14 protein-coding genes are annotated in these 17,871 nt (G+C 66.4%); 5 read left to right on the top strand and 9 right to left on the bottom strand.

The features are described from left to right. Positions 1 to 20: 20 nt before the first annotated feature. The 6 genes from CA234_RS05760 to CA234_RS05735 all read right to left on the bottom strand — a co-directional run bounded on the left by CA234_RS05760 (position 21) and on the right by CA234_RS05735 (position 10,937). On the bottom strand, positions 21 to 1,613 hold the full coding sequence (locus CA234_RS05760) for a long-chain fatty acid--CoA ligase (RefSeq protein ID WP_206431096.1): 1,593 nt from the start codon (positions 1,611 to 1,613) through the stop codon (positions 21 to 23). A 122-nt stretch (positions 1,614 to 1,735) separates the two neighbouring features. Then, positions 1,736 to 5,215 carry a DNA polymerase III subunit alpha gene (dnaE, locus tag CA234_RS05755; RefSeq protein ID WP_126001098.1) on the bottom strand — a complete coding sequence of 1,160 codons (3,480 nt, stop codon included), beginning with the start codon at positions 5,213 to 5,215 and terminating at the stop codon, positions 1,736 to 1,738. Positions 5,216 to 5,594: 379 nt separating this feature from the next. Continuing rightward, entirely contained in the window at positions 5,595 to 6,077 is a 483-nt protein-coding gene (locus tag CA234_RS05750) for a glutathione peroxidase (RefSeq protein ID WP_126001097.1), read from the bottom strand. Next, on the bottom strand, positions 6,074 to 6,757 hold the full coding sequence (locus tag CA234_RS05745; RefSeq protein ID WP_125977119.1) for an ABC transporter ATP-binding protein: 684 nt from the start codon (positions 6,755 to 6,757) through the stop codon (positions 6,074 to 6,076). The genes CA234_RS05750 and CA234_RS05745 overlap by 4 nt, the downstream gene beginning before the upstream one ends. After that, positions 6,750 to 8,000, bottom strand: a complete 1,251-nt coding sequence (locus tag CA234_RS05740) for a lipoprotein-releasing ABC transporter permease subunit (protein WP_125977120.1) — start codon at positions 7,998 to 8,000, stop codon at positions 6,750 to 6,752. Before CA234_RS05740 ends, CA234_RS05745 begins: the two co-directional genes overlap by 8 nt. 567 nt (positions 8,001 to 8,567) lie before the next feature. Then, positions 8,568 to 10,937, bottom strand: a complete 2,370-nt coding sequence (locus CA234_RS05735) for a TonB-dependent receptor (protein WP_126001127.1) — start codon at positions 10,935 to 10,937, stop codon at positions 8,568 to 8,570. Between the two features lie 225 nt (positions 10,938 to 11,162). Here CA234_RS05735 and CA234_RS05730 point away from each other — a divergent pair, with 225 nt between their 5' ends. Continuing rightward, positions 11,163 to 11,633: an Hsp20 family protein gene (locus CA234_RS05730; protein WP_125977122.1), complete on the top strand. Its 471-nt coding sequence runs from the start codon at positions 11,163 to 11,165 to the stop codon at positions 11,631 to 11,633. Positions 11,634 to 12,086: 453 nt separating this feature from the next. After that, positions 12,087 to 12,974: an NmrA family NAD(P)-binding protein gene (locus CA234_RS05725; protein WP_126001096.1), complete on the top strand. Its 888-nt coding sequence runs from the start codon at positions 12,087 to 12,089 to the stop codon at positions 12,972 to 12,974. A 187-nt stretch (positions 12,975 to 13,161) separates the two neighbouring features. Here the strand turns inward: CA234_RS05725 and CA234_RS05720 are convergent, their stop codons facing one another. From CA234_RS05720 to secG, 3 genes are all read right to left on the bottom strand, one after another. Beyond that, entirely contained in the window at positions 13,162 to 13,794 is a 633-nt protein-coding gene (locus CA234_RS05720; protein ID WP_241213269.1) for a peptidylprolyl isomerase, read from the bottom strand. Positions 13,795 to 13,825: 31 nt separating this feature from the next. Then, on the bottom strand, positions 13,826 to 15,457 hold the full coding sequence (locus tag CA234_RS05715) for a CTP synthase (protein WP_125977125.1): 1,632 nt from the start codon (positions 15,455 to 15,457) through the stop codon (positions 13,826 to 13,828). 107 nt (positions 15,458 to 15,564) lie between these two features. Next, positions 15,565 to 15,921, bottom strand: a complete 357-nt coding sequence (secG, locus tag CA234_RS05710; RefSeq protein WP_125977126.1) for a preprotein translocase subunit SecG — start codon at positions 15,919 to 15,921, stop codon at positions 15,565 to 15,567. A 239-nt stretch (positions 15,922 to 16,160) separates the two neighbouring features. On the opposite strand from secG, the gene CA234_RS05705 reads away from it, so the two are divergent. The 3 genes from CA234_RS05705 to argC are packed head-to-tail and all read left to right on the top strand — an operon-like array spanning position 16,161 to position 17,759. Beyond that, positions 16,161 to 16,514 (top strand): MarR family transcriptional regulator, encoded by a 354-nt coding sequence (locus CA234_RS05705; RefSeq protein ID WP_084253223.1) that lies wholly within the window; start codon positions 16,161 to 16,163, stop codon positions 16,512 to 16,514. 43 nt (positions 16,515 to 16,557) lie between these two features. Continuing rightward, complete coding sequence (locus CA234_RS05700; RefSeq protein WP_241213262.1) at positions 16,558 to 16,824, top strand: SH3 domain-containing protein; 267 nt, start codon at positions 16,558 to 16,560, stop codon at positions 16,822 to 16,824. After that, complete coding sequence (argC, locus tag CA234_RS05695) at positions 16,821 to 17,759, top strand: N-acetyl-gamma-glutamyl-phosphate reductase (protein ID WP_125977127.1); 939 nt, start codon at positions 16,821 to 16,823, stop codon at positions 17,757 to 17,759. Before CA234_RS05700 ends, argC begins: the two co-directional genes overlap by 4 nt. The last annotated feature ends 112 nt before the right edge of the window (positions 17,760 to 17,871 follow it).

The following is a 17,871-nucleotide window of genomic DNA, read 5'->3' as shown; positions in this document are numbered from 1 at the left end:
CTTCCCGGCGCGCCGATCCGTCATGCCGCCTTGAGCGAATAATCCTTGTAGCGCTGGCGGATCTCCATCTTGAGCAGCTTGCCGGTGGCGGTGTGCGGCAGGCTGTCGACGAAGTGGATCTCGTCGGGCAGCCACCATTTGGCGACGTGCGCGCCGAGATGCGCGAGGATCTCCGCCTCGCTCACCGCGCTCCCCGGCTTGCGCACCACGAGCAGGATCGGCCGCTCCTCCCAGCGCGGATGGTGCACCCCGATCGCCGCCGCCTCGGCAACGCCTGCGCAGCCGACCGCGCAATTCTCCAGCTCGACCGAGCTGATCCATTCGCCGCCGGACTTGATCACGTCCTTGGCGCGATCGGTGATCTGCATCACCCCGTCCGGGTGGAGCACCGCGACATCGCCGGTGTCGAACCAGTTGTCGGCATCGATCGCCGGCTGCTCCTCGCGATAATAGCGCGACACCACCCAGGGTCCGCGCACCTGCAGCCGGCCCGAGCTCCTGCCGTCGCGCGGCAACACCCTGCCCTCGTCGTCGACCGTGCGCAGCTCGACGCCGTACGGCACCTTGCCCTGTTTGCTGACCTGGTCGACCTGCGCCTCGAAGCTGAGCTCGTCCCAGTCGGGCGAGGGCGCGCCCATCGTGCCGATCGGGCTGGTCTCGGTCATGCCCCAGGCATGGTTGACCCGCATGCCCATCCGCATCAGCCGCTCGATCATCGCGCGCGGCGCCGCCGACCCGCCGATGGTGACGATCCTGAGGTGCTTGGGCGTCTCGCCGGTCGCGTCGATATGCTGGAACATCGCAAACCACACCGTCGGTACGCCGGCCGAGTGGGTGACCTTCTCGCGGTTCATCAGCTCGCAGAGGATCTTGGGGTCGTTGACCGCCGAAAACACCATCTTGGCGCCCACCGCCGGCGCCGCCCAGGGCAGCCCCCAGCCGACCGCGTGGAACATCGGCACGATCGGCATCGCCACCGATTGGGTGGAGAGGTCGAACTCGGCGGGCTGCAGCTCGGTCAGCGCGTGGAGCACGGTGGAACGGTGAGTGTACACCACGCCCTTGGGATTGCCGGTGGTGCCGCTGGTGTAGCAGAGCATCATCGGCTCGCGCTCGTCACCCTGCACCCAGGCATAGTTCCCGTCCTCAGCGGCGATCCAGGCCTCGAAGCCGTCGGGACCGAGATCGTCGAAGCAGATATAATGCTCGACGGTCGTCCAATGGGGCTTCAATCGCTCGACCACGGGCGCGAACATCCGGTCGTAGAGCAGCACCCGGTCCTCGGCATGGTTGCCGATAAAGGCGAGCTGGTCGTCGAACAGCCGCGGGTTGATCGTGTGGATCAGCGCGCCCATGCCGGTCGCGCCGTACCAGGCGACGAGGTGGCGGCTGTGGTTCATCGCCAGCGTCGCCACGCGGTCGCCCTTGCGGATGCCGAGCCGCTCCAGCGCCTGCGCCATCCGCCGCGCATCGTGCGCGATGCCGGCCCAGGTCGTGCGCGTCTCGCTGCCGTCCGCCCAGCGGGTGACGATCTCGCGGGGGCCATGTTCCCGCGCCGCGTGGTCGATCAGCGTGGATACCCGAAGCTCGAAATCCTGCATGCCGCCCAGCATATGCCTCTCCATTGCGTGGCTGTTTTGGGCGCAGGATACGCCTTCAACGCTGGAAGTCGAGGGGTGCGGGCGTTACATTGCGTTTCCGGCAGGTTCCATACCCGAACGACGGCAGGCCTGGCTCAGGCCGCCGCCGCCAGCTTCATGCTCGCCGGCATCAGCGACGCCGCCTTCACGCCCGGCATGCCCTCGATCCGCGCCGCCAGCTCGGTATCGAGCCGGAAACCCCGGCCGAGCATCACCGTCGCCTCGCCGCCGTCGATCGGGGCGTGGAGCAGGATCTCGCCCCTGCCGCCACCGCGCAGCTCGCCGACCAGCGCAGCCAGCTGGGCCGGGACCGTCGGATCCTCGATGCGGATCTCCAGGATCAGCTGGGTGGTGCCCGCCAGCGTGTCGAACGGCTGCACCCGCTTGACCGCCGCGCGCGGCGTATCCTCGCCGGGGCGCTTGTCGAGCTCCAGCGTCAGGATCGCGCAGCCGGTGCCGGCGGCGCAGGCCTCCATGTCCTTGGCGATCAGCTCCTCGAAACACGAGGTCTGGATCTGCGCGCTGCGGTCCGAGATCGTCGCCATCAGATAGCGGTTGCCCCGCGCCGAGGTGCGGTAGCGGCAATCCTCGATCAGCGCGGCGATCTGCGCATTGACCCGCGCGCCCTCCGGGATCTGCATGTCGGGCAGGCTCGCGATGTCGCGTACGCCCTGGCCGCGGAACAGATGCTCGTAGCGATCGAGCGGATGTGCCGAGAAATAATAACCAAAGGCATCCTTCTCGGCGTTGATCTTGTCGGACATCGACCAGACCGCATCCTTGGGCACGGTGATCCCGCCGCCCGCCGGCTCGGCATCGCCGAACAGCCCGCCCTGCCCGCTCATCCGGCTGGCATGGTCGCGCTGGGCGACCGCGAGGATCGTCTCGGCGGCGGCATGGACGCCTGCGCGGTTGGGCTCGATGCTGTCGAACGCACCCGCCGAGGCGAGCGTTTCCAGCTGCCGCTTGTTCAGCACGCGCGGATCGACACGCTTGGCGAAATCGTCGAGGCTCGCGAAGCGACCGTTCTTCTCGCGCTCCTCGACCAGCAGCTCCATCGCCCGCTCGCCTACGCCCTTCAGCGCGCCCAGCGCATAGCGCACCGCCAGCCCCTCGCCATGCGCCTGCACGGTGAAGTCGGCCTCGCTGGCGTTGATGTCGGGCGAGGTCGCCTCGATGCCCAGCCGCCGCATGTCGTCGGCGAACACCGCCAGCTTGTCGGTCTGGTGGATGTCGTACGCCATCGAGGCGGCGAAGAATTCGTGCGGATGGTGCGCCTTCAGCCACGCCGTCTGGTAGGCGAGCAGCGCATAGGCGGCGGCGTGCGACTTGTTGAAGCCATAGCCGGCGAACTTGTCGATCAAGTCGAACAGCTCGTTGGCCTTGGCCGCCGGGATGTCGTTCACCTCCTTGCAGCCCTTGACGAAGATGCTGCGCTGGGCGTCCATCTCCGCCTTGACCTTCTTGCCCATCGCGCGCCGCAGCATGTCGGCGCCGCCCAGCGTATAGCCGGCGAGGATCTGCGCGGCCTGCATCACCTGTTCCTGATAGACGAAGATCCCGTAGGTCTCCTTCAGGATCGGTTCGAGCAGGTCGTGCGGGTAGATGATGGGCTCGCGGCCCGCCTTGCGCGCGCCGAAGCTCGGGATGTTGTCCATCGGACCCGGGCGGTAGAGCGAGACGAGCGCAACGATGTCGCCGAAATTGGTCGGCCGCACCGCGGTCAGCGTGCGGCGCATGCCTTCGGATTCCAGCTGGAACACGCCGACCGTGTCGCCGCGCTGGAGCAGGGCATAGACGCCCTCATCGTCCCAATCGAGCCGGTCGAGATTGACCTCCACGCCGCGCTTGGCGAGCAGCACCACCGCCTTCTTGAGCACCGACAGCGTCTTGAGGCCGAGAAAGTCGAACTTCACCAGCCCGGCGCCTTCGACATTCTTCATGTCGAACTGGGTGACCGGCATGTCCGAACGCGGATCGCGATAGAGCGGCACCAGCCGCGCGAGCGGCCGGTCGCCGATCACCACGCCGGCGGCGTGGGTCGAGCTGTGGCGCGGCAGACCCTCCATCCGCATCGACAGGTCGACGAGGCGCTTCACATCCTCGTTGCCGTTATACTCGGCGAGGAATTCGCTGACGCCGTTCAGCGTGCGCTCCAGCGTCCAGGGGTCGGTCGGGTGGTTGGGGATCTGCTTGGCGAGACGATCGACCTGGCCATAGCTCATCTGCAGCACACGGCCGACGTCCTTGATCACCGCGCGCGCCTTCATCGTCCCGAAGGTGATGATCTGCGCCACATGATCCCGGCCGTATTTCTCCTGCACGTAGCGGATCACCTCGCCGCGCCGGGTTTCGCAGAAGTCGATGTCGAAGTCGGGCATCGAGACGCGTTCCGGGTTGAGGAAGCGTTCGAACAGCAGGCCCAGCTTGAGCGGATCGAGATCGGTGATGGTCAGTGCCCAGGCCACCGCCGAGCCCGCACCCGAACCACGGCCCGGCCCCACCGGAATGTCGTTCGACTTCGCCCATTGGATGAAGTCGGCGACGATCAGGAAGTAGCCCGGGAACCCCATCTGGATGATGATGTCGAGCTCGAACTGGAGGCGCTTGTTGTATACCTCCACTTCCGATGGATCGGTGATGCCGGCGAAGTCGAGCCGGTCCTTCAGCCCCTGCCAGCTGCGCTCGCGCAGCATCGCCGCCTCGCCCTCGCGGTCGCCGGCGAGGCTGGGGAGGATCGGCTTGCGCTTGGGCGCGGCATAGGCGCAGCGCTGCGCCACGACGAGGGTGTTCTCGATCGCCTCGGGAAGGTCGGCGAAATTGGTCTTCATCGTCTCGGCCGGCTTGAGCCAGGCTTCGGGCGAGGAACGCGGGCGATCATCGGTCTCGAGATAGGTCGAGTTGGCAATGCAGAGCATCGCGTCGTGCGCGTCGTAGAAATCGGCCTCGGCGAAGCATGCCGGGTTGGTGCCCACCAGCGGCAGGCCCCGCGCATAGGCGAGGTCGACCAGCTTGTCCTCGGCGCGAGTCTCCACCTCGTTGTTGCGCCGGGCGATCTCGACATAAAGTCGCTCGGGGAACAGCGCCTCGAGCTGCGCGACATAGGCTTCGGCGGTCTTGTCCTGCCCCTCGGCATAAAGCCGGGCGAGCGCGCCCTCCGCCCCCGCGGTCAGGCAGAGCAGCCCATCGGTATGCCCGGTAAGCGCCGCGAACGGGACATGCGCATCCTCCTCAATCGGGCGGTCGAGATGCGCCTGCGAGACGAGGTGGCAGAGATTCTCATAGCCGGTCTGGTCCTGCGCGTAGAGCGCGAGCCAGTCGATCGGCACGTTGAGGCCCTCGGCGAGGTTCGAGCGCTTCACCGCCAGCAGCGTGCCGACGATCGGCTGGACGCCGGCCTTCTTGGCGGCGTCCGAAAAACTCATCGCGGCATAGAGGCCGTTGCGATCGGCGACGGCGATGGCGGGGAAGCCGTGGCTCTTGGCGTGCTTGGCGATCGCCTTGGGGTCGATCGCCCCTTCGAGCATGGTGTAGCAGGAGAAAACCCGAAGCGGGACGAAACCGGAATGCGCCATGCCCGAACCTAGGAGCGCACACGCCCAATTGCCAACCCACAGCTCCGCTTCTCCACAGCTTTTGCGCCCGGCCGAGCGATACCGCCGAAACGGATCGATCTACACCTGCACCACCATGCAGATATGGTAAACGAAGCGTGCGGCCGGGGCATCCACACACCTCCCGCTCCGGCCGTGCTTTTTTTTCGACATCTCCGGCTTACACCAAGTTGCGCTGCGATCATCCATTCTGCCGCAACGCCGTCATCCCGGCGGAAGCCGGGATCCATTCACCTCTCGGTCTCCGCAAGCGCCGAAAGCGAGACCCCAATGGACCCCGGCTTTCGCCGGGGTGACCGCCAGGGGCGCAGGAATGGGTTCTTGTCCGTGCGGCGTCGACTTAGAGCAGTGCCTCGATATCGGCGCCGATCGTGCTCGGCGCCGTCGTCGGGGCGTAGCGCGCCACCACCTCGCCCGCGCGGTTGACCAGGAACTTGGTGAAGTTCCACTTGATCGCCTCGGTCCCGAGTACCCCCGGCGCCTGCGCCTTGAGCGCCTGGAACAGTGGCGCGGCGTTGCTGCCATTGACGTCGACCTTGGCGAAGATCGGGAAGGTCACATCGTAAGTGAGCGAGCAGAAGCTGGCGATTTCCTCGGCATTGCCCGGTTCCTGCGCCCCGAACTGGTTGCACGGGAAGGCCAGAACCGAGAAACCGCGGTCGCGATAGGCGCGCCAGAGCTGCTCCAGCTCCTTGTATTGCGGGGTGAACCCGCATTTCGACGCCGTGTTGACGATCAGCAGCACCTGGCCCGTGAACTTGGACAGATCGCTGGTGGTACCGTCCGGCAGCGTCACCGGCAGTTCCGTGATCGCCTCGCTCATGCCATTTCCTCCAGGCGCCCCTCGTGGAGCCGCACCACGCGGTCCATGCGTGCCGCCAACCGTTCATTGTGGGTCGCTACCAACGCCGCCGAACCTTCGTTGCGCACGAGGTTGAGGAACTCGCCGAACACGCGGTCCGAGGTCGCCTCGTCGAGATTGCCGGTCGGCTCGTCCGCCAGCACCAGCGGCGGCCGATTGGCGAGCGCGCGGGCGACGGCGACGCGCTGCTGCTCGCCGCCCGAAAGCTGGTTGGGCCGGTGCATCAGCCGGTGGCCGAGGCCGAGCTGGGTGAGCAGCTCGGTCGCGCGCGCCTGCGCCGCCGCGCGCGTCGCGCCGCGGATCAGCTGCGGCAGCACGACATTCTCGGTCGCGTCGAAATCGGGCAGCAGATGGTGGAACTGGTATATGAAGGCGAGCTTCTCGCGCCGCATGTCCGTGCGCCCGCCTGCGGGCAGCTGGGCCGCCTCTTCGCCGCCGATGCGGATCGATCCCTCGAACCCGCCTTCGAGCAGCCCCACCGCCTGGAGCAGGGTCGACTTGCCCGAGCCCGAGGGCCCGAGCAGCGCCACGATCTCGCCGGGCTGCACCGCCAGGTCGACCCCGCGCAGCACGTCGATGCGCACCCCGCCCTGCTCGAAGCTGCGCCGCAGATCGCGCGTCTGGAGGACCGGTTCATTCATAGCGCAGCACCTGGACGGGATCGGTGCTCGCCGCCTTCCACGCAGGGTAGAGGGTGGCGAGGAAGGTGAAGAGCAGCGCCATCGCGCAGATCGCGATGGTCTGCAGCGGATCGGTCTTGGCGGGCAGCTCGGTGAGGAAGCGCATCTGCGGGTCCCACACCTTCTGGCCGGTGACCAGGCCGATGAAGGTCGCCACGCCCTCGCGATAATTCACGATCAGGAAGCCCAGGATCATGCCGGCCAGCACGCCCAGCGCGCCGATCGTGGTGCCGACCGTCACAAAGATGCGCATCAGCCCGCGCTTGCTCGCACCCATCGTCCGCAGCACCGCGATGTCGCGCCGCTTGGCCTGGACCAGCATGATCAGCGACGAGATGATGTTGAACGCCGCGACCACGAGGATGATCGATACCACGGTGAAGGTCACGGTCCGGTCGAGCGAGATCGCCTCGAACAGCTCGCGGTTCATCTGCCGCCAGTCGGTGATCTGGCCGATATTCGCCACCTTGTCGGCGAGCGGGCGGATCACCTCGTCGATCTTCTCGGGCTTGTTGGTGTCGATACGGACCATCTGCACCGAATCGCCGAGCAGCAGCAGCGTCTGCGCGTCCTGCATCGGCATGATGATATAGGCCTTGTCATAGTCGTACACGCCCACCTCGAAGATCGCGGCGATGCGGTACTGAACGATGCGCGGCATGGTGCCGAAGGGCGTTGCGGAGCCCTGCGGGTTGATGATCGAGATCTGGCTGCCGATCGATGCGCCCAGCGCCTCGGCCAGCCGCGATCCGATCGCGATCTGCTCGCTGCCGGGCTTGAGGTTCTTGAACGAGCCGAGGATTTCCTTGCCCTTCAGCGTCGGGTTGTTGAGGATGTCCTCCAGCCGCAGCCCGCGGACCAGTGCGAATTCGACCCGGCCGTTGTACGACGCGAACAGCGGCTGCTCGATCAGCGGGGTGGCGGCGGTGACGCCGGGGATCGCCTTCGCCTCGTCGGCGATGCGGCGCCAGTCGCGCAGCTGGCCGTTATAGCCCTGCACCACGGCATGGCCGTTGAGCCCGGAGATCTTGTCGAACAGCTCGGCGCGGAAGCCGTTCATCACGCTCATCACCACGATCAGCGCGGCGACGCCGAGCATCACGGCGACCAGGCTGAAGCCGGCGACGACGGCAATGAAGGCTTCGCTGCGCCCGGGCAGCAGATAGCGGCGGGCGATCATTCGCTCGTAGCGCGAGAGTAGCATGGGGATCCTCTAGGGCCGGTTGTGCGGCGTGGGAAGCGTTCTGTTGCCAATTCGACACAGGCTTGCCGCAATCTGCTGACGCCAAGCTGTCGACCGGTGACAAAGGCGCTCCGGCCTTCTACCAAGAAACCGTCGAAGCGCAGGCGCAAAAAGGCCACGGTTCGGGGATGGTTTCCAGCTCCACAGGCGAGCAATCGCAAGTGTTTGTAGCGGGAACCTACTAAGGGGGCTGACGAGCAGTCGTCACGCAGGCGCCCGGGTCGGCAACGGCTCGGGCGTTTGCTTTTCCGGGGCCTCTGCCGGCTGTTTCATCTCGGCACGATCTTCGCGCGGACTTGTTGCGCGCCAGCCCTGGTGGCGGCTTTCGCGACCATCCCCCATCGCCGTCATCCCCGCGAAAGCGGAGCTCCATTGATGGAGTCGGTGCGGCAGGTACCGAAACGTCCTGGCAAATGGATCCCCGCCTTCGCGGGGATGACGCCAGTAGCAATTATCGGGCGGAGCAGGTCGCCCCGCCCCGCCCGCCAACCTCCCCCGGCCATGGCGGGAGGCCAGTGCGTGTCACGATCAGAAGGAACCGCTGATCGTGAAACCCCAGGTACGCGGGTCGCCCGGCTGGCCGACGACCAGCCCGGTATTGCCCGACTGCACCGAGAGCAGCTCGAAATAGCGCTTGTCGAACGCGTTCCGCACCCAGGCGAAGGCATTCACCTTGCCCTTGCGATAGCCGAGCCGGAAGTTGGACAGCGCGAAACCGTCGATCCAGGTATAGGCCGACGGCGACGGGTTGGACGAGAAGCGCGAGCGCCAGCTGCCGTCATAGCCGAGATAGACCTGCCCTTCCTGCACCGGCGCATTCACCTCGCCGCCAAAGCCGAGCGCCCATTCCGAGATGCCCGGCAGCACCTGGCCCGAAATGTCGCAATTGGCCGGACTCACCCCGCCCGGCGTCCCCGGCGCGCTCGGCGTCGTGCCCGTGGTGCCGCCGGACAGCTCGGGCGGGCACGGCGCGTCGCGGAAGCGGACGTACTTGGCATCGGTATAGGCGCCGTTGACGTAGAGCTTGAAGCGATCGGTCGGCTGGAAGTTCGAATCGACCTCGACGCCGCGCACCCGCACCTTGTCGGCATTGGCGAGATAGCCGCGGATCACGCCCAACTGGCCGTTGGTGACGGTCGCCTGGTAATCCTTCACCTCGGTCCAGAAGCCGGCTAGGTTCAGGGTCGCGCGGCGATCGAGGAACTGCGTCTTTAGGCCCAGCTCGAAATGGTTGACCTTCTCGGGCTTGACCGAGGCAGCACCCAGGATCGGGTTGTTGTTCGCCTCGAGCGGCAGGCCGGACAGGTTGATCCCGCCCGACTTGAAGCTGCGTGCATAGGTCGCATAGCCATGCACGTCGCGGGCGAAGTCGTAGGAGAGCGTCGCGTCGCCCGAGACGTTCCAGTCGCTGAACCGCGCCGAATAATTCTGCGGGGCCAGTACGCCGCGCTGATCGGCGGTGAGGGTCGTGCTGCCCGCGCCGTTGATAACGACCGCGCGGTACGAGCCGGTCTTCTTATCGTAGTTCAGCCGCAGGCCGGGCTGGAACCGCAGCTTGGGCAGGACTTCCCAGTTCAGCTTGCCGAACACCGCAAAGCTGGTGTTGTCGAACCCGATCGTGTTCTTCGAGGTGAGGTCGTTGAGCGTAGCCGGAGTGTTAGCGGCCGCGCTGGTCGGGTTGAGCAGCCAGCGGCTCGCCGCCGGGCCCTGGACCTGCGAGCCCTGAGTGTCGATCGTCTGGTGGAAGACGAACACGCCCGCAGTGTACTCGAGCCGGTTCCTGCCGTTGGAGGCGATCCGCAGTTCCTGCGTCACCTGCTTCTGCTGCGACGGGTTCTGCGAGACGGTGGTGATCGGCAGCCCGACGAAATCGCGGTCGTTCGCCGGCTGCCAGTCCCAATAGCGCCAGGCGCTGACCGAGGTGATCGTCGCCGGCCCGAGGTCCCAGTTCGCGACCAGCGAGGCACCGCCGATCTCCTGGCGCGAATTGATGTCGGCATCGAGATCCGTGCGGCGGTCGAACAGATCGGTGCTTGGCGGCGTGTAGCCGAACGCCGCCGCCAGCGCGGCATATTGCCGGTCGAGCGGCCGCTGGGTGGCGCCGATGCGGACATAATATTGCACGCAGCACAAGGGGTTCTGCAGGTTGAAGTCGCCCGAGAGCGCCAGGTCGAGATTGGGCGCCGCGCGCCACAGCAGCTGGCCGCGCACACCGTAATTGTCCAGCCGGTGAAGGTTGCTGTCCGACCTGGTGTCGTAGATCGTGCCCTTTCGTTTGCTCACCGAGGTCGACAGCCGCACCGCCAGCTTGTCGTCGGCGATCGGCGCCGAGGCCGAGCCCTTGATCTGGAGGAAGTCGTAATTGCCCGTGCTCGCCTCGAAGCGCACCTCGGGGGTGAATCTCGGCTTCCGCGTGGTGATGTTGATCGCGCCCGCAGTGGTGTTCTTGCCGTACAGCGTGCCCTGCGGCCCGCGCAGCACCTCGACCCGCTCGACATCGACGAAGTCGAAGGTGGAGGCGCCGACCCGGCCGATATAGACGCCGTCGACATAGAAGCCGACGCCCTGCTCGATGCCGTCATTGGTAAGGCCGAACGGCGCCCCGAGCCCGCGAATGTTGATCGCGGTGTTGCGCGGGTTGCTCGAATAGAATTGCAGCGCCGGCTGCGACTGCTGGATACGGGACACGTTGAACGCCCCCGCCTCCGCCAGCGTCGCGCCGCTCAGCACCGAGAGCGCGACCGGCACTTCCTGAATCCGCTCCTCGCGGCGCCGGGCGGTCACGACGATGTCGCCGTCTTGGCGTTGCGGCGCCTCGGCGACGGGGGCCGGCACATCGGGTTCGTGCGCCGCAGGCGTCGAAGCGGATAGCAGCAGCGGAATCAGCGGCAGGCTCATCATGTTCCCCTAGAGCGTCGCCTCAATTTCCACTGCTTTGATAGGATTTATCGAGAAAGGAGATGTTTAGGCCCGGCTAGCGGGAATTGGGCCCCCTCTTGAATTAGCAGACCGCAACACCAGATCAGCGTGGCGAGGCGCCGAACGGGCTTCGCACCGATGTCGCGGCAGTCGGCCGGGCATCGAGATGATCGACGTTCAAATTGCTCACAGGAGAATCTGAAGATGCGTCAGCTCGACTTTACTCCCTTCCGTCGCTCGGCGATCGGGTTCGACCGGCTGTTCGACATGCTCGAAGCCAGCGCCCGCCAGGCGAATTCGGAAAACTATCCCCCCTTCAACCTCGAGCGTCTTGCCGAAGACCGCTATCGCATCACCATCGCGGTGGCCGGCTTCAAGGCGGACGAGATCGACATCACCGCGCAGCAGAACCTGCTGCTGGTCGCCGGCAAGAAGGCCGGGGAGAATGAGAACAACCAGGGCAATTATCTGCACTTGGGCATCGCCAACCGCAGCTTCGAGCGCCGCTTCGAACTCGCCGATTTCGTGCGAGTGGAGAATGCGAACCTGGCCGACGGCCTGCTGACGATCGAGCTGCTGCGCGAAGTGCCCGAGGCGATGAAGCCCAAGAAGATCCAGGTGGGTACCGGCAGCGCGCCGGCCGCGATCGACCATCGCACGGCCAACGCAGCGTAACGGCACCTGGCAAGTTCGCGGCGCTCCCCTCCCTTAGGCGCCGCGACGGGGCGCCCGGGCTTCGACCCGGGCGCCTTTTCTTTTGGGGGCGGGGCGACGCAAGGGGGTGCGACCGCCCGCTTACTACCGCCACCAGCTCGGTCGCTTCCTGCCCGACCGCCTCTAGAGCATTTTCAAGTTGACCGTGTACGGTCAACGACTCGGAAAATGCGGCAAACAAACATCCAGAGCGTCTTCACCCATGGTGAAAACGCTCTGGGCCGATCGCACCGGACCGCTGCAGGAACCCGCCTTGTAGCCTGGTCCGATCGCATGCGTTCGTCCAAGGGCGCATGCGAGGTGCTGGCATGCTTACAGGAAGAAGAGAAGGTGGCCCTGGAGCCCTATAGGTTTGCCGATCAAAAGTGGTAAGCCAACACCGCTGGGTTCCAGCAGGAACGGAGACGACCGACGATGATCGTGGTAGCAGGGGCATCCGGGGACCTTGGCGGACGCATTGTTCAGGAACTCTATGCGCTCGACGCGCCCGTTATTGCGCTTGCGCGGCCCGGTACATCGGCGGCTAGCCTGCACGATAAAGGATTTGTCGTACGGGAATGCGATTTCAGCGATGTCGACTCCATCGCGCGCGCACTTTCCGGCGCGCAATGCGTGGTCTCCGCGCTGAGCGGGCTGGATCCGGTCATCGTCGGAGCACAAGGGCGCCTGCTCGATGCTGCGGTCCAAGCCGGGGCGGCGAGGTTCATACCGTCCGACTTCGCCATCGACTTTCGCCGCGTACCGCCCAAGTCCAACCGGAATCTCGCGCTTCGCCGCATGTTTCTTGAGAAGGCACAATCGGCCCCGATCCGTTTGACGTCGATCCTCAACGGTGCGTTCATGGACATGCTGACCGGGACGATTCCGATCATTCAGCACCGAATCAAGAGCGTGCTGTACTGGGGCAGCGCCGATCAGCCGATGGACTTCACGACCATCGCCGACACGGCTCGCTATACGGCCAGGGCTGCAATCGATCCGGAAGCGCCGCGCTGGCTCAAGATTGCAGGCGCGCAGGTCAGCGTCCGGGACATCGCCGCAGCGGTCAGCCGCGTGCGGGGAAGCACATATCGCGTCCTTCCCGCCGGGACGCTCGGTTCGCTCGGGCTGATCATCCAGATTGCAAGACGGATCGCACCGGGCAGGCCGGACGATCTCTATCCCGCGTGGCAAGGCATGCAGTACATGCGAAACCTGTTCGCCGGGGAAGGAGCGTTCGAGCCTCCGCTCGACAATGATCGTTACCGCGACATGACATGGACCTCACTCGATGAGGTGCTGCGCGCTGCCCGAGCAGCCTGAATACCGCAACCGCTGAGCGTCGGCGCGTGGCAAGCGCTGCCGTCCGGCGAAACAATCGGAAATGATTGCCGAGTCCCGAACTTCGACACCGGACGACTGGTGCGAGGGAGCTTCCCCTGAGCGCGCCAGAGGCCTGGTCCTGGCGAGAATTGGCGCTGTCCGGATTGCGCGCTTGGCTCCCGCCGCCTCACCCCGCCGGCTTCAACCCCAGCAGCCACGGCTTCACCCGCCCCGTCGGCCTGGCGACCCCGTCCAGCCGTTCGGCGCGGACGATCGTCACCGGCTTGAGGATCATCTGGCCCTTCATCACGTCGCGCCCGCCGCCGCTGGGCAGCGCGAGGATGCGCTGGACCACGTCCATCCCGCCCACAACGTGGCCGAACGCCGCGAAGCCGAGGTTCGCACCGCGCGCGTCGAGCCCCGGATTGTCGCCGACCATGATCGAGAAATTGCCATTGGCCGAATTGGGATTTGGCCCGTGCGCCATCGAGATGGAGCCGTTCAGGTGCTTGAGCCCGGTCTTGCTGGTCGGCTCGAGCGGCAGCGGGTCGAGCATCCGACGCGCATCGGTGCCGACGCCGCCCTGGATGAAGCCCTTGGTGGGCTCGGTCTTGCGCCGCGCGGTGCGGTAGAAGCTGGTGCCCTCCAGCCGCCCGTCATCCACATAGGCGAGGAAGTTGGCGACGGTCTTGGGTGCGCGCTTGGCATCCAGCGCCAGCGTGATCGCGCCCATGCTCGTCACCAGCCGCACGCGAACCTCGCCGGGCACAGGCCGCGGCTGCTGCGGCGCCGGCGCTGCGGACACCGCCAGCAGCGCCAGTCCGGCGACGAAGACCCGTCGCAGCACGCCCTTAGACGAGCCGCGAGTGCTTGACGGCGGCTTCGATGAAGCCCGCGAACAGCGGGTGCGGATCGAACGGCTTGGACTTGAGCTCGGGGTGGAACTGCACGCCGACGAACCAGGGATGGTCCGGCCGCTCGACGATCTCGGGCAGCGTGCCGTCGGGCGACATGCCCGAGAAGACCAGGCCGCCTTCTTCGAGCACCGGCTTGTAGGCGGTGTTCACCTCGTAGCGGTGGCGGTGGCGCTCGCTGATCGAATCGGTGCCGTAGATCGACGCGACCACGCTGTTGCCGCCAAGCTTGGCCGGATAGGCGCCGAGGCGCATCGTGCCGCCCAGGTCGCCGCCTTCCTCGCGCTTCTGCAGGCCGTCGGCGGTCATCCATTCGGTGATCATGCCGACCACCGGCTCTTGCGTAGGGCCGAACTCGGTGGTCGAGGCGTCGGCGATGCCCTGGGCGCGGACGCCCTCGATGCACGCCATCTGCATGCCGAGACAGATGCCGAAGAACGGCACATTGCGTTCACGCGCGAAGCGAACGCCGGCAATCTTGCCCTCGCTGCCGCGCTCGCCGAACCCGCCGGGGACGAGGATGCCGTGCATCGGCTCGAGCATCGCGGCGACTTCGGCCTCTTCCTGCTCGAACAATTCGGCGTCGAGCCAGCGGATGTTGACCTTCACGCGGTTGGCGATGCCGCCATGGACCAGCGCCTCGGTGAGCGACTTATAGGCGTCGGGCACGCCCATATATTTGCCGACCACACCGATGGTGACTTCGCCCTCGGGGTTCTGCAGCCGCTCGACGATGCCGCTCCAGCGGCTGAGGTCGGGCGCCGGGCCCGGCTCGATGCCGAAGGCCTTGAGCACTTCGCCGTCCAGGCCTTCGCCGTGATATTGCAGCGGCACCGCATAGATGCTCTTGGCGTCGAGCGCCGGGATCACCGCCGAGGTCGGCACGTTGCAGAACTGCGCGATCTTGGCGCGCTCGCCGGCCGGCAGCGGACGCTCCGAGCGGCACACCAGCACGTCCGGCTGGACGCCGAGCGCGGCGAGCTCGCGCACGCTGTGCTGGGTCGGCTTGGTCTTGAGCTCGCCGGCGGCGGCAATGTACGGCACCAGCGTCACGTGGATGCTGACCGTCTGGCCGCGCCCGAGATCGTTGCGGAGCTGGCGAATCGCCTCGATGAACGGCAGCGATTCGATGTCGCCCACCGTGCCGCCGATCTCGCACAGCACGAAATCGAGATCCTCGGTCTCGGCCTGGGCGAACGCCTTGATCGCGTCAGTCACGTGCGGGACCACCTGCACGGTGGCGCCCAGATAGTCGCCGCGCCGTTCGCGCTCGATGATCGTCTTGTAGATCCGGCCCGAGGTGACGTTGTCCGCCTGGCGCGCGGTCACGCCGGTGAAGCGCTCGTAATGGCCGAGGTCGAGGTCGGTCTCCGCGCCGTCGTCGGTGACGTACACCTCACCATGCTGGTGCGGCGACATCGTGCCGGGATCGACGTTGAGATAGGGATCGAACTTGCGGATGCGGACTCGATAGCCACGGGCCTGGAGCAGCGCCGCGAGGCTCGCTGCCATGAGACCCTTGCCGAGCGAGGAGACCACGCCGCCGGTGATGAAGATGTACCGCGCCATGGGAGAAAACGCCTAACGTCAAAGGGCGCAGACCGGCAAGCGTTAGAATCCGCCGGTCGCGCAAATTTTACGGTGAATCCGCCGCAAGTGCGGCGAACTACGGATGCTTACTGGCTGAACGGAACCGCGCTGTTGCCGGTCGGTGCCGTATCGTTGCCGGTCGGCGCCGGAGCGCTCGGGACCGTGAGCGGGGCGACCGCGGCGGGCGCCTTCTGCAGGCCGGCGTCGATCTTGGTCGAGTGCCGGGTGGCCGCCAGGAAGGCGAGCACGATGCTCATCAGGATGAACGCGGTCGCCAGGATCGCGGTCATGCGCGTCAGGAAATCGGCCGCGCCGCGTGCCGACATGAGACCGGCCGGGCTGCCGCCCGAGGTGAGACCGCCACCCTCCGACTTCTGAACGAGGATCACCCCCACCAGCAGGGCGGCGATGATGAACTGAACGACGAGGAGGAAGGTGAACATGAAATCCGGTGCCCGTTAGCGAAGGGCGCGACATAGGCGAGCCGCCCGGCGCAATCAACCGCCTGTTCCGCCCCCGGCTCCGGTGCCTGTGCGCAACCCCATGGCAGACCGGCATTTTCATCGCGATTTTCGCACAACATTTCGCCCGCGCACTGAAACCTAGTTGTAAAATGCGCGTTTGTTTCTTCGGTTCGATGCCGTGCCGGGCCTGAAACGAACGAGTGGTGCTTGTGAACGCTATGTCCGAACAGACCCTGTGGGGGTGGAAGAATACGCTGATCGATTATGTGCGCTCGGGCGAGCCCGATCTCACCAATCGGCAGATGGCGCTGCTGATGCTTGTATATCTGGACCCCGGCCCCCATACGGTGCGCGGTCTGGCGCGGGCGCTCAACGTCTCGAAGCCGGTGGTCACGCGTGCCTTGAATCGACTGGGCACGCTCGGCTATCTGCGCCGCCAGCGCGACGACACCGACAAGCGCAACATCTTCGTAGCGCGTACCGCGGAAGGGGCAGAGTTTCTTGCAGAGTTCGGGCATTTCCTCGCTGGCAACACCATCAGCGAGCCAGTCCCAGAGCGCGCCGACGCGTAAGCGTCTGGCGCTGGACGGCCGTTCGGCCGCGATCGATCCCCGGGTGGACGCCGTCCGCCCCGACATCGCCGATATCCGCCTCGCCGGCCGCGTTTTCGCGCCGCATTATGCATCGCCGATGCCGCGCGTGGTCCATTTCGAGACGCCGCTGCGCGCGACCGCCAAGGGCGACGAGCCGGCGCTGACCATGCTCCAGAAGGGCGATGTGTTCGAGGTTCTCGAAATCGCCGGCAGCCACGCCTGGGGCGTCGCCCCCGGTCCGGCCTTGGTCGGCTATATCGACGCATCGGCCTTGGGGGAGACCGAATGATCGCGCATGTATTCATCGACGGTGCCGCCGGCACCACCGGCCTGGAGATTCGCGAGCGCCTCGCCGGCCGTGCCGAGATCGAGGTGATGGTCCTGGACGACCAGGACCGCAAGGATCCGAAGAAGCGCGCGCAGGCACTCAACGCCGCCGATTTCGTCATCCTCTGCCTGCCCGACGACGCGGCGCGCGAAGCGGTGGCGATGATCGAGAACGAGCGGACGCGGGTGATCGACGCCTCCACCGCCTATCGCACCGCCGCTGACTGGACCTATGGCTTCGCCGAGCTCGAGCCCGGCCAGGCCGCGGCGATCGCCGAGGCGGCGCGGGTGAGCAACCCCGGCTGCTACCCCACCGGATTTCTTGCGCTGGTCCGCCCGCTGATCCGCGCCGGGCTGATCCCGCACGACTTCCCGCTGAGCGTCAACGCCGTCTCGGGCTATTCGGGCGGCGGCCGTGCGATGATCGCCGAGTTCGAGGGCGACGGCCCGGAGGCGACCGCCACCGCCTTCCGGCCCTATGGCCTGTCGCTTGCCCACAAGCATGTGCCCGAGATGCAGAAGCATGCGCGGATCGAGCATCCGCCGATCTTCCTGCCCTCGGTGGCGCGCACCTATCGCGGCATGATCGTCGAGGTGCCGCTGCCGCTGTTCGCCTTCACCCGCAAGCCCTCGGTCGAGGCGCTGGAGAACGTCCTGCGCGACGCCTATCGCGATTCGCCGGTGGTGCAGGTGCTGCCCGCCGATGTGCCGACGGTGTCGATCGAGGAAAATGCCGGCACCGATCGCCTGTCGGTCCGCGTGTTCGGCAATGACGAGACTCGCCAGGCGCGGCTGATCGCCACGCTCGACAATCTCGGCAAGGGCGCTGCGGGTGCCGCGGTGCAGAACCTCAACATCATGGCCGGGCTCGATCCGACCGCCGGGCTGGTGCTCTAACTACCCCGCTCCTGCCTTCTTGTCCCCCTCCTGCCTGCGAGAGGGGACAAGAAGGCAGGAGCGGAATAAAACTCCAAAATTTGCCGCCTTCGCATACCTATTCCTCCCCTCC

Source organism: Sphingomonas sp. ABOLE (genome assembly GCF_003950455.1).
Classification (GTDB): domain Bacteria; phylum Pseudomonadota; class Alphaproteobacteria; order Sphingomonadales; family Sphingomonadaceae; genus Sphingomonas; species Sphingomonas trueperi.
The sequence above is the reverse complement of the archived record's forward strand: the minus strand, read 5'-3'. Positions and strand labels throughout refer to the sequence as shown.